This is a genomic window from Paenibacillus sp. CAU 1782 (assembly GCF_054551715.1).
On the sequence record NZ_JBTOLL010000002.1, the window covers coordinates 109,300 to 124,496 of the forward strand.

Genomic DNA, 15,197 nt, shown 5'->3' on the forward strand with positions numbered 1-15,197 from the left:
ATAAAGAACATGTCAATGAAAAAATGGCGTTTGTTACGGCAGCACATCTCTCGCCTCTCGGGACACAAGTCCAAACATCGGGTTCGATCGCCTCATACTCTACTAATAGTACGTGTAAAGTAGGAGAGGTGAGAATTATGGCAACCATTCCAAACGGGTATATGATGATTAACGGCCAGCTTGTCAAAATCTATGATGACATCGCTCTTCAGGCTGCTATTGATACAATAATGGATGACGCAACTGGCAAAATCAAAGCAACAATGCTGCCGGAAAGCTACTCGGCAACGCCAGGTCCTGCTGGCCCTGCCGGGGCGACGGGCGCCACTGGCGCGTCGGGGGCTGCCGGTCCTGCGGGGCCGACAGGAGCAATAGGCGCGAAGGGCGACACTGGCGCGACTGGACCGGCTGGCGCGAAAGGCGCGACGGGCGTCACTGGGGCTACCGGGCCTGCCGGGATTGCCGGCCTTCAAGGCGCCACAGGATCAACCGGCCCCGCTGGCGCGGCGGGAACTGCCGGACCAGCGGGGCCGACAGGAGCAACAGGCGCTACCGGGCCTGCCGGACTGCAGGGCTTTACCGGCGCCACTGGACCGCCCGGACCCCAGGGACCGCCAGGAACAGGGGGCGGGTTTGATTCGGATAACATTCTGACAGCGTATTACCTGGATATCGACCGCTTTAATATCAAGCCGGGACTGCCCCCCAAGCCATACACCGACGCTGCATTCCTGGCTGCCGATGCCAATGTGCAAGGCTTTAACAATGCGATACAATGGTGCGCCGTCAATGGCTATAACTGCCTTATCGTGCCGCCGGGCGAATATGCGGTTTGTTATCCGCGTTCCATCCAGATTTCCGTCAGCAATTTCACTCTGGATTTTAACGGCTCCACGTTAAAGGTCATTTATGACTCAGATCGCAAATCGCCGTTCGACCCCAGAAGCAATCCCGCAGATCCTTACAGCTTTCCCGGCAAAAATTCCGGCACCGACGACGGCATTACCATCAAGCTTCAGCGGGTCACCAACAGCCGAATCAAAAACTTGAGCCTGATCGGCTGCAAGGCCGACCGGAGCTTTGCCAATCCGGCGGAAGCCGCCGCGGAATGGAGTTACGGCATTCAGCTCGCCAACGGCTCTTCCCATTGCGTCATCTCCAACTGCAGCATCAGCAGCTATATGGGCGACTGCATCTCCATCGGCAATACCTCCTACCAGGATTATGCGGAATTCAGCCTCGGCCTTTCCTTCGGCGATGTTGACCGCGCGACGGGAGCGCTGGTGGCAAGCAACGACGGCACCGTGACCTCCCGGCTCCTGGATCTGCCCGCAGCGGGATACGGCAGCTTCCTGATTGCCGGGGCCGGATATGCCCGACTTACCGCGCTCAACATCAAAGAAGTCGATGTTGCCTACTACGCCTCCGACGGCGCCTATCTGGGCCGCTATGACAACAAAAAAATCTATACGCCAATCTCCATCCCCCAAGACGCGCGGAGATACCGCCTTATTTTCCGCAATGAACCTTCTTTGACCAAAAATATGCAAATTTCATTGAAATTCGGACTGACCCCGCATCACAACGTCATTGAGCGAAATGAAATTTACAATATTCATCGCGGCGGCATCACGTTGGGCGGAAACTACAACACAGTGGAATATAACGTGCTGCGGGACGGCACCGGCCTGATCGACCGCAAACCCGTTTTTAACGATTCGACGCGCTATGGCATCAATCAGGAGGATTCTTATGGGGATAACTGCGTCGTAAGGAGCAATGTTTTTTACAACCTGGTTCACGGGGTGCTGGTAGGCTGCTGGTCGATTCGGGTCGAAAACAACCATATGTACAATCTCAGCGGCATCGGCATCAATCTGTATACGCTTCATGTCGCCCGCGTCACGGGCAATTATCTGTATCGCTGCCGTACCGGAATTGGTTTGATGACCACGACCATTCCCGGCGCACACGCCTTTATCGAAAACAATACGCTCGTTTCCGTCAACAATACGGGCCTTGGCGGCAATGGCTACGAAACGTACTTTGTCCGCAACACATTGATTGATTCCGATACAACTTCATTCCGCGACGACGATAAAACGATTTGCGAAGGCAATCACTTTATTTGGACGTCTTCCTATAGCGGAACACCGATCGTTACCGCCAACATTATTACAGGATCCAGCTTCGAAGCGGTCGGCGCCCAGCGCGATCTTTATATCCGGGCTTATCGCATCTCGGAAAGCGTGATGACCAATCTTCATGTCCGAGTGGAAACACGCCAGCAAAAAAACAAGGCGGAGACGGTAGCCATTACGGATTCCAGATTTGCGGCTTGCCTGATCAACAACCATATTTTCGGCACAAAAAGCAGAACCGTAAACCTGGAGAACTGCGCGCTCACCGACACGATTGTCAGAATCGGAAATATTAATACGCCGGCCGATTCACCGTTCACATTCCTGAAACGCTGCCGAATATCGGCATATTCCATCAATTGGCTGTTCCAGTCGGAGTTTAATACCGGCTTTGGCAGCATCGATGTAGAGCAAAGCGACATTGCTATTTCCAATGCGTCATTCCAATATCTGCAAACCAACAATTTTAACGTTGCGGGCACCAACACCTTCGCCATCAAGCGCTCGCATATCGCCTATACCGGTTCCGGACTGCTGTCTCTGCTTTATTACAATCCCAACAACAAAAGGGCAATCAAAACGTTTGTAAACGCCAGAAACCGGTTTACCGGCATCATCCTTCCTGCAGCGGACAAGGACATTGACATCGATTACGATCCCGCAACGGAAGGCCCGGCACCGCCATTGGCGGGGTATTGGTTCCGCGGCGACCGTTACCACAATGCCTTCCCCGCCTCCGGCGGCCCGATGGGATGGGTATGCTTGCGATCCGGCTATGCGGCTGGGGCACGAACGGCATCAACGGCAGTTGCCAAAGGCGCAACAATCGCGATTGGAGACATCGTCTTTGAAGCAGCCAATGCCGGAACGACAGCGAGTGCGGCAGCGCTCACGATCTCCGGCGGCGAACAAACGCTGAAGGACGGCGCCGTTACATGGCAAACCGTCGGTACGCTGGCCCAATTCAGGCCGTATGGCACCGTTCAGTAACTCCCGATGCCGATGCCGGGCCCGGTTATAGACTGCCTTTTATTTCACAAAACCGTCGCGTCCTGACAGAGCACGCCGCATCTCTTCCCTTTGTTCAGCCGTCAAGCGGGCTGACAGGGTGTAGGATTCGTCGTAGGTGGGAGCGGCTTCGGCCATAGCAGCCATTTTTGCGCCGTAATGACTGATCTCCCCGATTGGCTTCGCCGGATTGCCGCCTACAACGGTATCTGGCGGAACCGAACGGGTGACGACGCTGCCTGCGGCCACTATTGCGTTTCTACCCACAGTAACGCCAGGCATAATGATGGCTCGCGCTCCGATAAAAGCATGGTCCTCGATCACCACTTTGCCAATCCGGGTATGCCCCGCATAGGGCTTGCTGCTGGCGTCATGCGCAAGCAGATAAGCCTCCGGGGCAATCGTTACATAATTGCCGATTTCAATCAGCCAGCAATGAGAGTAGTCAAAGACGACGCCGGGTTGAATTGAACACCCTTGCCCCACCTTCATGCCTTCCGAAATGCAGTCCTTAAGCCATATTTCCTCCAGCAGCCACTTTCGAAGACGCGACTTTCCAAAACTATACAGCTTCCTTAATCCCGCCATCTTCACCGGCACCTTCTTTGTGCCGCGCCAGCTCGGCCAGCCGAATGCTGAACCCCTGGGTAAACGGCAATATCGTAAACAAGGTGGAATATACGCCAATATCCTTGGTGTCTCCCTGCGAAAAATCCACCGCCCCGTTGCGGCGCGTAACCGACATCAGATAAGCCGCCGCCTTGCTCGCCCCTTCCCCGCAAACCTTCTCCAGCCCCTTGATGCCGGAAGCCAGCTGCAAAAACCAGCCCAACATAACCGTTGTGGAGGAATCCTGCCTGGATTCGCTGCGGCTCACCGCCCATCCCCAGCTTCCGGACGGATTCTGAAGCTTTAACAGGGTTTGGGCAAACCCCGCGATCATGCCCTCCAATTCGATTCGGGCGTTGTGATGGGCGGGCAGTTCGTTCCAGGCATCGATCAAACCAATCGCAAACCAGCCCAGGCCTCTCCCCCAGCCGTACAGCCCCGCAGGCAAGCCGCGCCCCACATGGTAGGCATGCCCCGGAATGTAGCGGTCGCCGAGCATGCCTTCCCGATCATATTGCCGCAGCTGGCGCAGGGCCAGTTCCACGCACTCATCCTTGCCGTAACGGAGGCCATAAATAACCAGAAACGGACACACAAAACCAATCGTGTCCACATAGCGGTAATCCGGCATGCTTTTGCGGTATTGAACGGTCCCGTCCATTCCTACATGATCGGCGATCAAAGCCCAGATTTCGTCCAGCGCAGGACGGAACCGGTCTGCATCGTCGCCCGCCAGCTTCATGACGCCGTACGCAAGCAGCCCCGCATCAACATGGCGCGGCTTCTCCTTCCAGCTCCCGTCGCTGTTGAATTTGGCGTCAAAGTAACGCAGTATCTTTTTATCCAGTTCTTCATCCTTGGAATGCCGCAAATATTCACTAAAGCCTAACAGCAGCGCTCCCTCCTGCCATTGCTGGATTTGGCTGCGGCTATAATTGCCGGACAACATGTCCAGCAGCACAAGCCGGGAATTATCCGTCAATTTGATCGTTGGCGTTCGGGTCAGCCATCTGGCTCCCCTCTCGTTTATCGATTTTGCCCAGGTCTCCGCGTCCCGGTAACGCCCGATATGAATCCGGCCGGTCCAATCCCTGAGCACGGGATATAGATCAACCGCAAACGTCAGCAGGACAAGTACGAGAAGTCCCAAAAGCACGTAAAACCCGATTTCCAGCACCTCGCTCCACCTCTCCCTTCATCGCTCGTCAAGACTGGGCAGATTTCTTTCGGTTCCGAATCCCAGCCGATAAGTCGTGTCATAATCGCTCGTTGCCGCGTCTCATCCAATGAGACTATAAAGCTTCTCCGCTTCTCCCTCAGTGCCATGCCAAACACTCGACAAACGCGCCGAAAACGCCGATGCAAGGCCTCTGTCCTGAAGCAAGACGGCAATGCCCTCGCCAAGCGCCGACGCGTTCATGTCCACGATCAGGCCATTCTCCATATGGGCGATCTGATCGCCAGCCGTGGAATAGCGGGTCGTAATGATGGGAAGGCCCATTATTTTTGCCTCGTCGATCGCAATCGACTTGCCTTCATAACGGGACGGCTGCACATACAAATCGGCCTGGCGCATATAGGGATAGGGATTATCCCGCACCCCGTCCAGAAAAAAACAATCCTGAAGCCCCTTTTGCGCTATCCGCTTCTCCAGAGCGCTCCGTTCCTCTCCTTCGCCAAGGACATGCCACTCCACCGCGATTCCGCGGTCCCGAAGCTCCTTGCAGGCGTCGATTGCCATATCCAGCCCTTTTTGGCGATGAAGACGGCCTACCGTCAGAATCAAGGCGGCGTTCGCATTGCGGCGCAGAGACGGAACCGCTTCTTCCGCCAGCCTGGCAATCAGGGATGGAGAGACGATATTGTGAATGACCTGCACCTTTTCGGCATAATCCGGAAAAGTTTCCCGCAATACATCTCCGCAGCCTTCGGACACCGTCACCAGATGCTGGAGCTTGGCAAAACGTTTGCGGTCGTAGGAAGGCTCCATGCCGAGCTGAAGATAGTCATTGTGGATAAACCCCAATTTGCGGGCGGCATGAACCTTGTCGATGCAATAATACACCGGCGTTTTCTCCAAAAAGCCGATTGCTGCGTCATAGCTTTTGCGAAGCGGCGGCAGCGCCGTCTGCAGGTAGCTCCATAATCTTTGCTCTCGCCTTGCGACGCGGGAATCCGTCTTGAACAGAAGGCCCGCTCCCAAACGCGCCGCAGCGATCCGATAGAGGCCGCTCCTGAGACATTCTTTCACAGAAGCTGCAATGGGCATATCGAAAAAAGCATAATGCGGCGGCGGCTCCAGCAGATTTACCTGATCCGGCACTTGAGAGAGAAACAGCCCTTCCCGCTTGAACAGAAGCAAATCGACGTCGTACCTGTCGTAGTCAAAGCTGTGCAGCAGGGAAATCAACGCTTTTTCCGCTCCGCCGCAATGCAAATGATTCATAACAATGAGAACCTGCTTCTTCACCCCGCTTCGCCCCCTTCAACCAGCGTATACAGCTTTTGGATTTCATCTTCCGTTCCGAGCTGCTGACTAGCCAGCTTGCCGGTTATCCGCTGGCGTAGCCCGCGGTCGTTTGCCAGACGGACAATGGCATCCGCAACAGCGTCCGCGTTCATTTCCGCGATTAACCCCTCGCTCCCATGCCGCAGTTGATCCATGGCCGTGCTGAAATTGGTGATGACAATCGGCTTTTGCAATATTTTGGCCTCATCAACCGCAATCGCCTTGCCTTCGAACAACGAGGTTTGCGCGTAGAGATCCGCCTGCTGCACATAGGGGTACGGATTGGCTTTTAACCCAAGCAGCACAAAACGTCCCTCCAGCCCATGAGACACGATCAAATCGCTTAACCTTTCCCGCTCCGGCCCTTCGCCGATGACATGCCACTGCACCTTCAAACCGCGATCCAGCAGTTTGCGGCAGGCCTCGATCGCAAGCGCGAAGTTTTTCTGCTCATGCAGCCGTCCGATGGAAACAATTACGAACTCCCCGCCGCTCCTGTCGTACAACTCCTCCCGCTCAAGTACGGCCATTCCTCTGATCAGCCCCGGCGATACCACATTGTGGATCACGGATACTTTGCCGCTATGCTCCGGAAACCGCATTTTCAGAACGTTTGCGCATTCCGGGGATACCGTCACCAGATGATCAAGCTCCGCAAAATAACGCCGGTCAAACGCCGGAGCAAGCTCCAGCTTATCGTAGTCGTTATGCACCCAGCCGATTTTGACGGTAGCGTTCACCTTTTCCACGCAGAAATAAATCGAGGTTTTTTCAAGAAAGCCGATTGCCGCATCATAGGTTGCGCTCAGCCTGGCAAACGAACGAGAGAGATGCCGCCAGCTGCGCTGCTCCCTCTTGCCGTCTCCTTTGCCAATCCGGTTGTGCAGGGAATACAGCACGCGGTCGGCCGCCAGCCGCATATCCCCTTTTTTCGCCAGTGCCAGGGCAGAAGCTCCAAGCGGTCTGGCGAAGGTGGCGAACGGCTCCCTTATGGGAAGCACCCGGACCTGCTCCGGTATCAAATCCATAAACAAGCCATCATGGCTCAGCAGTTGCAGATCCACGTTGTACCTTGAATAATCCAGCCCCGTCAGCAGGTTGATCAGGCTGCGTTCGCCGCCTCCCGCCGACAACCCCGGAATAATAAACAGCAGATTTTTTTTGCGCCCTGCGCCAGCATTCATCCTAGCCATAAACCAGCTCTTTGATGTATTGCACGGCTTTCCCGGACTTGGCTTGTATGCCGGGAAGCGCCTTGCGCAAGGTTTCCTTGATCTCGCCTTCCTCCGCGAGCAGCGTCTGGAACCCCCCGATCAGCTTGTCCCCGTCCGACAATTCCCTAATGTCCAGCACCAGCTTTTCCTCCCCGAACAGGTCGCGGGCAATGCCTTTGGATTTTACGCTGTAACCGAGCACAAGGGTGGGCACGCAATTGGAATACGCGGCGATCGTGGCATGCGTTCGCGCGCCGATAAAAAACCGCATGCGGGCGATATAGCCTTTATACTGCACGGCGGAGCAATGATCCGGCAGCAGCAGCACCCTGCCGGTATCGCTATATTGGGCGTAAAGCTCCTTCAGCAGCTCGTAATCGTTATTGCCGTGCTCCATGACATGCGGGGTCAGCGCAATCGACATATCCGTCGTCTCCAGAATATGCCGGATCAGACCTTCCACCGCTTCACGCGAACCCGCATTTCGCTGCGACACTAGCGGACTGAAGTTAATGCCGACCGTATTGCCCTCTGCCCAGCCCTTCGGCAATTCCAATTCTTCCTTTTCCATCGTAAAAGCGGGATCGGCAACCAGCCTGACCTGATGAAGTCCCTTGCTCCGCAGCATGTCATAGGTCAACGTTTCCCGGGTCAAAATCAGGTCGAACAGCTTCAGATCCGCCAGCTTGCGCGGCGACATATCCTCCTCGCCGATGGAGCAGCCCCACAGCACGAGCTTTTTCCCCTTCTCCTTGATCCGCTTGTCGATTTCATACCAGCCCGGCTGCTCGCCGTAGCAATAATTGTCTCCGCCGATGGATAAGAGGACATCCATATCGCCGATCCGGTTAATGATATTGCGATGAATCCGTCCCAGCGCATAGGATTCGTCCCTGAACCACTTGACCCGCATGGAGGAAATCCACCAGTCCGCGGAATACTTGCGAATCGGCAACGCCGCCCCGTCGTACACGCCGTCCAGCTGCGGAATGCCCTTGTCGCTCTCCGGCTTGCCGGAGGCCAGATAAATTTTGGATTGCTTCAATCCGCCCTTCAGCAGCGCGGCGGACGAGCGCACAATTGCCTCGCATCCCCGGTTCAGACTGCCGTCATGAGCAAACATCATGATTTTCATTGGTTTTCCCTCCATGATTTCGGTTTCTGTATCGGCTGTACCCCGTTAATACATAAATGCCAAGCGGCGACCTCCGCCGCAGCAGGTACAGCAGCAGCTTGTGATAAGATCCCAAGGCGTTCTTTTTTTCCTCCCGGTAAAACGGCAGCGATTCGCGCACCGCCTGATGGGCAATCATTCCCTTTATGTAACGAAGCCTTGAACTAAGCGGCAGACTTGTTTCGTTCATATAAATATGAATATTGTCCAGCACGCTGCTTATCAGCTTGATGGATTTCAGGCGGGAGATATCGCGGGGAGCCATAACCTCAAGATAGACCGAAGGAGGCTCCGCCTGGTACACCTCCAGCACTCGCTGGTAATAATCGGTTTTGGCCGCATTCCGCGTAGCGCTTCCTTCAACCTCGCAGTAATGATAGCCGGCATAATTGAGATACCGCATGGACTCCGCCACGGACAGAAACGCCATATTGAACATGCCGTCTTCCCCCAGCTTGACGCCTTCCGGAAAAACGATGCCCCTGCTTGCCAGCACTTCTCTCCGGTACAGCTTCGTGCAGGCGGTATTGAAATCGTCGTTTGCCAGCATATAGGGCAGCACTTGCTCGCGGATGTAGGTTCGGGACAACTTTTTATTAGGCGGAAAAGGATATTTTGCCATAATAAGCGCCCCGTCCTGGCGGACCTGGAAATTGGACGCAACCATGTCGCAGTCCTCCTCCACCGCAGCTTTGTACAGGTTGTAAAACATATCGAAGGCGACGTAGTCGTCCACGTCGACAAATCCGACGTATTCGCCGCGCGCATGCCGGATGCCAGTGTTGCGGGCATGGCTGACGCCGCCATTGTGCTGGCTAATCACCCTGATGCGTTTGTCGCAGCAGCCGAATCGCTCAATTACGGCTTTGCTTCCATCTCGGGAGCCGTCGTTTACAAAAATAAACTCGCAATCCTTCAAGGTCTGGTTCACAAGCGACGAAATGCACCGGGGCAAAAAGGATTCCGCATTATACACCGGTATGACAACGCTGACCTTCACCGTCACGCCGACCCTCTCCTATCGCCCTGAAACAGACTATACAGCTTCTGAAGCTCATAGGCGTTGCCATAATCCATACCCGCGCAATTGCGGGCAAGGCGTTCGCGCAGCTCCTTGTCCTGATGCAGCCGCTCGATTCCGGCGGCTATTCCTTCCACCGACTGCTCCGTAATGTAGCCGTCGATAAAGTTGGTCACCTGGCTGGCGGCCGTGGGGTATCCCGTAATGACAACCGGCTTGCCCAATATTTTGGCCTCCGTAACCGTAATCGCTTTGCCCTCGTACCGCGACGGCTGCACATACAGATCGCATGACTTGACGAAGGGATACGGATTCGTCTGCTTGCCCAGCAGCACAAAGCTGTCCTCCAGCTCATGCTCCGCAATCTGTTCCCGCAGCGCAGCTTCCTCTCCGCCGTAACCAACCACGTACCAAGCCATGTCCCGGTAGCCCAAATCCCTCAGCATTTTAAAAGCCTTGATCGCCTGGTCGATGCCCTTCTGATAGGACAGTCTGGCGACGGTCAACAGCTTGAACCTGCGATCCCGGGTCATGGGGTTGTCCACCTCGCCGCTGTCTGCCAGCATGGAAACCGCCGGGGGCGAGATAATATTTTCAATGACGGATACTTTGTCCTTTAATTCCTTGTACCGGCTAATAAAGGAGCTTTTGCAGGCGTCCGACACGGCAATGATGTGATCGAATTTGCTCCACATTTTCATGTCCATCGCATGGTTGGTGGCAATCGTGGAATAATCGGTATGAATCCAGGCGATTTTGATATCCGCCGCCACTTTGTCCGCCACAAAATAATGCGGCCACAGGAAGCTGATGGCCGCGTCGTACCGCTGCTCCAGCTTGGGCAGCAAGGGCAGCGCGTATCGCCACATCAGCTGCTGCTGATAATACCCCGGCTCCTCCAGCTTGCGCAGTCTCGTTTCCAGCGCCGTTCTCGCTTTGGAGACAAGACGAGTAATGCCGATGCCGATTTGACGGGCGCGGAACGTATCGGCAATCGAGGAACGAAACGTCTTGTACTCCGCCATCTCGTCCAGGAGGGAGATATCCTCATGCAGCAGCTCCATAAATTCGCCGCTTTGGCTATACAGCATGAGATCCACCTTGTATTCGTCATAACTGAATTGCTCCAGCATCCCCGCGAGGCTGCGCTCGACGCCTCCGATGCCCATATCGCAGGATGCGATCAATATCTTTTTCATGACCAACAACTCTCCTCATTTGCTCATTTGGGAGCCGCCCCAGTGCGACAGCTTTTTCATTCTCCGCCACACCAGCAAAAACGGCCTCAGCGGAAAATACAGGAGGTGCAGCCGCTTCGGAAGCGGAAGCGTCCGGGCATCCTCCGGATAAGGATGAAGCATGCTTGCGATGAACTTCAGGCGTTGGCCTAGCGGCATGAGGGCAAACAGATATTTTTTGTGATAGCGCTCCACATCGAGAGGGACGGGCGGCGAGTGCAGATTGACCTTCCGGCGGATATAAAATAATGCATCCTCCGCCAGCCACTCCGCCCTGCGGGTTTGCAGCAGCGGCTTCATTTCCTCCCGCAGCGGCGCGCCGATCAGCCTGGAGGCCAGACAAAGGGCTTGTCCTCCGACAGCTGTAAGCTGATGCTTCCGCAGAAGCGCCGAAAGCGCGGCCCAATCCAGCTTTTGGGCCGTCAGCTGCTTGATGTCCAGCAGCCAGCGCAACCTCGCCCAGCCATGACGAGCCCCATGCGATACCAAGAACAGGAACAGGTCTTCCCGTCCCAAATAATAGATGGGGCGATTGATCAGGGCGCTTTGCCTCCGCCTCTCCCACAGCTCCCGAAATTTTGGCTCCTTGGAAGGAAAAGGATTCAGCCTCCAGTGGACCTCCACCTTGATTTCCTTTTTGGGATGATGATAAACATAATGATGATGGCGCCATGTCCAGTCATTCAGTAAGGTTTCTATATATTCGTCTTTTTCGTAGCCCCCATCCAGCAGCAGCTTCTCCACGGCCTTCACCTGCTCCAGCTCCACCAGCACATCCAGATCGCATGAGGTTCTAAGCGATACGTCGCCGTAGAGATCGGCCGCAATAACGGGCCCTTTCAGAAACAGCGCCTTAATGCCCTCGCTGGAGAAGTGATTGGCCAATTGCTCCATTTCGCCGCTCAGGGCAAGCATGGACAGTGTATTTCGATAATAATCCCGTTGAAAAAGGCTTGTGACAAACTCCGGAACGTACGGCGGCTTCCTGTTTTGCAGCCTTTGGCTGATCGTGGGGAATACGCGGTGATGCCTGGCCAGATCAATAAACTCATGCCAGTTCACCTCCTGCAGCAGTTCCCAATGCTCGAAGGTCAGCTCCGCCTCATCCTCCATCTCCAAAAAAGCAAGCAGCAGCCGCAGCTCTTGCGAAAACTCTTCAACAAGCTCTTCAACTTCTTTTCTCATGGATATCTCCTTCACATGCTTAGCGCAAGCTCATGCATTCTCGTCATAGAACATTTTGTTCTTTAAAAAGAACACAAGTAAAGATTATCATCCCTTTTTTGTTCTGTCAATGACTGTAAACTAATTTGTGACGGGTACGTTTAGTTTGCAAACGACTCGAAGCGCCTTCGACGGGAGACAGTAAAACACGATCTCGCCCTATGGGGCGTCACTCCACCTATGGACATCTCACTCATGTGGGATTTCCCGCCAACTATGGTCATCTCACCTCCTCTATTGGGCCTCCCTCCACCTATGGACATCTCACCTCCTCTATTGGGCCTCCCTCCACCTATGGACATCTCGCTCTGAGGCGACGTCACGCCATCTAATGATCATCCCGCTTCTATGGGACGTCACGCCATCTAATGATCATCTCGCTCTCACAGGATGTCCCGCTACCTATGGTCATCCCGCTCTGAGGGAGTGTCCGCCACCTATAGTCATCTCACTCCCACGGGACGTTCTGCTACCTATGGTCATCCCGCTTTTATGTATGGTCCACCTGTTATGGACATCTATGACCATTAGAGCCCCGAAAATGAAAAATTTCAATTTCTTATGGACATTTGTGACCGTTAGATCACATTTTCACCTGATTTTCTCCACTTTTTTTCGTCTAATGGTCATAATTGACCGTTAAATATCGCAAATCCAAACATTTGATGCTCTTATGGACAAATATGACCGTTAGAATTATAGGTAGACGATAAGTTGGCTCTAGCGCATGCGTGTGGTGACACGTGTTCCGTCCTGTGGTGACACGTGTTCCGTTCCTCCCCACCGCTTGCTGGGAACTGCTAGCGGGCAGAAGCTTGACAGCGCTAGACAGCAATTAGAGTTTGGTAGACAACAATTAGAGTTTGGTAGACAACAATTAGAGTTTGGTAGACAACAATTAGAGTTTGGTAGACAACAATTAGAGTTTGTTTACAGAACATTTTTTGTTGGTAGACAACAATTAGTGTTTGCTAGACAACATTCCGGTTGAACAATACGTACGTCTTTCGGCAGAACGCTCTCCTTTTCAAACGTTCAGTTCACACTTCTGTTCAAACGTTCAGTTCGCTCGTCTTTTCAAATGTTTCTGAATAACTCCTTGCTGTTCAACCGTTTCAGAAAAACTCCCTTCTGTTCAAGCCAGCCTTATTTTCGCTATAATGGGGAAAAGTTGATGTTTAACTTGCGGAGGAATCATTCAATGGTCAAAACGATCGTCCTTTACGGAGCTGGCGGACATGCTAAAGCCGTAGCTGACACTGTGGAAAAGCAAGGTGTTTATCGGATTCGGGGATTACTGGATGATAACAGGCAACCAGGCAGTCAGTGTTATGGCTATGAAATATTGGGAGGTCTGGAGTGGCTGAGAAGTCACGCCGAGGAATTGGACGGCATTATAGTAGCGATAGGCGACAACTGGATACGTGCGGTTCTGTCGGGCAAAATAGGGGCAATCGCGCCAGAGATTCCATTTGTTAAAGCGATACACCCTTCCGCCCAGCTTGCCAGAGGCTCCGTAATTGGCGATGGCTCCGTCATCATGGCTGGAGCGGCAGTAGGCAGCGACTCCACTGTTGGAGAACATGTCATCATGTACCCCTTGACATCCCTGGATCATGACAGCAACGCCGGCAATTTCACCAGCTTTGCCCCAAAAGCAGTTACCGGCGGTGGAGTAACGATTGGCGACTATACCGCAATCGCAATTGGGGCTACCCTTGCCCACTCCGTATCAATCGGGGAACATTGCGTCATCGGCGCCGGTGCTACGGTGCTGGGCGATATCCTCCCCCATATTGTCGCATATGGGACACCTGCGCGCCCTGTACGGGAACGGCTGGCTGGCGAACGGTATCTGTAGACAAACGGAGCTTGCCTCGTCCAGTATTTTTTGAAATTTTGGTATATAACGAAACTCAATAAAAGGAGCTGCTTGCAGGATGTCCGTTGCAAAAAACGAAACCATTGGCACTGCGTTTCCATTCCAATCGCGTTATATGAAGGTTAACGGCCATCAGTTACATTACATCCGTCAAGGAAGTGACGGCGACCCCATCGTTTTTCTTCACGGCAACCCCACTTGGTCCTATACATTCCGCAACATCATTCCATATGTACAGGAGCAAAACAGCTGCATTGCGGTTGATTTGATTGGCATGGGCCGCTCCGACAAGCCAAACATCGACTATACGTTTTTGGAGCATGTTGATTATGTAACTCAATTTCTCAACCAGTTGGAGCTGGCCAATATTACGCTTGTTGGACATGACTGGGGAGCTGCTATCGGAATGCATTATGCCATGAACCATCCGGACAAAATCAAAGGGATCGCAATGCTGGAACCGCAAGCTCTGTATCCCAATGCTGCATGGACCGATTTCTCTCCGCCTGAGGCTGCTTCCCTCTTTCAAAAATTGCGGGATCCAGAAGAAGGTTGGTCATTTATGCGAGATAACAGCCCGTTTATTGAGGGGATGACCTCAACAATCATTAACCGTCCAATTTCTCAGGACGAGCATGAACACTATCGGGAGCCTTTCCGCAATGTGGAAAGCCGCAAACCGATGTGGGTATTTCCGAATCAAATACCAATCGAAGGTCATCCGGCTGAAGTGGTGGATGCTGTAAAGTTGCGAAATGCCTGGCTCACAACATCCCCGATACCAAAGCTGTTATTATATGCCTCACCCGGCTGCACGGTGCGGGAACCCCAGCCCAATTGGTGTAGGGAGCATCTGCAAAATTTGACCCTTTTCGATATCGGCAGCGGATTTCATTATTTAACAGAAGAAAACCCTCATGCAATTGGCCGCGAGCTACAGCGTTGGCTGCATGAAATCAGCCAATAGGCAAAATCGAATAGATTGACACTGAAGCCGTCACGCTTGATGACGGCTTTTAGGCTTAGAGCTTTAGGTTATTGATCTGTGCTTTGGGCTTTGGGCTTTGGGCTTTGGGCTTTGGGCTTTGGGCTTTGAGGTTTGAGCTTTGAGCTTTGAGGTTTGAGGTTTGAGGTTTGAGGTTTGAGGTTTGAGGTTTGAGGTTTGAGCTTTGAGGTT

At 53.5% G+C, this 15,197-nt stretch carries 11 protein-coding genes; 3 read left to right on the forward strand and 8 right to left on the reverse strand.

All coding sequences use genetic code 11. From position 1 onward, the window contains the following. The first annotated feature begins 137 nt into the window (after window positions 1–137). Window positions 138–3,131: a right-handed parallel beta-helix repeat-containing protein gene (locus tag ACX93W_RS09525; protein WP_459392130.1), complete on the forward strand. Its 2,994-nt coding sequence runs from the start codon at window positions 138–140 to the stop codon at window positions 3,129–3,131. A 39-nt stretch (window positions 3,132–3,170) separates the two neighbouring features. On the opposite strand, the gene ACX93W_RS09530 is transcribed toward ACX93W_RS09525, so the two are convergent. From ACX93W_RS09530 to ACX93W_RS09565, 8 genes are all read right to left on the reverse strand, one after another. Beyond that, window positions 3,171–3,737 carry an acyltransferase gene (locus ACX93W_RS09530; protein ID WP_459392131.1) on the reverse strand — a complete coding sequence of 189 codons (567 nt, stop codon included), beginning with the start codon at window positions 3,735–3,737 and terminating at the stop codon, window positions 3,171–3,173. Beyond that, entirely contained in the window at window positions 3,712–4,935 is a 1,224-nt protein-coding gene (locus ACX93W_RS09535; RefSeq protein WP_459392132.1) for a glycoside hydrolase family 88 protein, read from the reverse strand. Before ACX93W_RS09535 ends, ACX93W_RS09530 begins: the two co-directional genes overlap by 26 nt. Window positions 4,936–5,037: 102 nt before the next feature. Next, the gene (locus ACX93W_RS09540; RefSeq protein WP_459392133.1) at window positions 5,038–6,228 is read right to left on the reverse strand and encodes a glycosyltransferase; all 1,191 of its coding nucleotides are present in this window, start codon (window positions 6,226–6,228) and stop codon (window positions 5,038–5,040) included. Then, window positions 6,225–7,460: a glycosyltransferase gene (locus ACX93W_RS09545; RefSeq protein WP_459392134.1), complete on the reverse strand. Its 1,236-nt coding sequence runs from the start codon at window positions 7,458–7,460 to the stop codon at window positions 6,225–6,227. The genes ACX93W_RS09540 and ACX93W_RS09545 overlap by 4 nt, the downstream gene beginning before the upstream one ends. Beyond that, window positions 7,453–8,616 (reverse strand): polysaccharide pyruvyl transferase family protein, encoded by a 1,164-nt coding sequence (locus ACX93W_RS09550; RefSeq protein ID WP_459392135.1) that lies wholly within the window; start codon window positions 8,614–8,616, stop codon window positions 7,453–7,455. Before ACX93W_RS09550 ends, ACX93W_RS09545 begins: the two co-directional genes overlap by 8 nt. Next, complete coding sequence (locus ACX93W_RS09555) at window positions 8,591–9,661, reverse strand: glycosyltransferase family 2 protein (protein ID WP_459392136.1); 1,071 nt, start codon at window positions 9,659–9,661, stop codon at window positions 8,591–8,593. The genes ACX93W_RS09550 and ACX93W_RS09555 overlap by 26 nt, the downstream gene beginning before the upstream one ends. Next, the gene (locus ACX93W_RS09560; RefSeq protein ID WP_459392137.1) at window positions 9,658–10,875 is read right to left on the reverse strand and encodes a glycosyltransferase; all 1,218 of its coding nucleotides are present in this window, start codon (window positions 10,873–10,875) and stop codon (window positions 9,658–9,660) included. Before ACX93W_RS09560 ends, ACX93W_RS09555 begins: the two co-directional genes overlap by 4 nt. Before the next feature lie 15 nt (window positions 10,876–10,890). Next, window positions 10,891–12,099, reverse strand: coding sequence for a nucleotidyltransferase domain-containing protein (locus ACX93W_RS09565; RefSeq protein WP_459392138.1), 1,209 nt, complete (start codon window positions 12,097–12,099; stop codon window positions 10,891–10,893). Between the two features lie 1,240 nt (window positions 12,100–13,339). Between ACX93W_RS09565 and ACX93W_RS09570 the strand changes: the two genes are divergently transcribed. Further along, the gene (locus tag ACX93W_RS09570) at window positions 13,340–13,999 is read left to right on the forward strand and encodes a NeuD/PglB/VioB family sugar acetyltransferase (protein ID WP_459392139.1); all 660 of its coding nucleotides are present in this window, start codon (window positions 13,340–13,342) and stop codon (window positions 13,997–13,999) included. Between the two features lie 79 nt (window positions 14,000–14,078). Beyond that, window positions 14,079–14,987 carry a haloalkane dehalogenase gene (locus tag ACX93W_RS09575; RefSeq protein ID WP_459392140.1) on the forward strand — a complete coding sequence of 303 codons (909 nt, stop codon included), beginning with the start codon at window positions 14,079–14,081 and terminating at the stop codon, window positions 14,985–14,987. Window positions 14,988–15,197 lie beyond the last annotated feature (210 nt).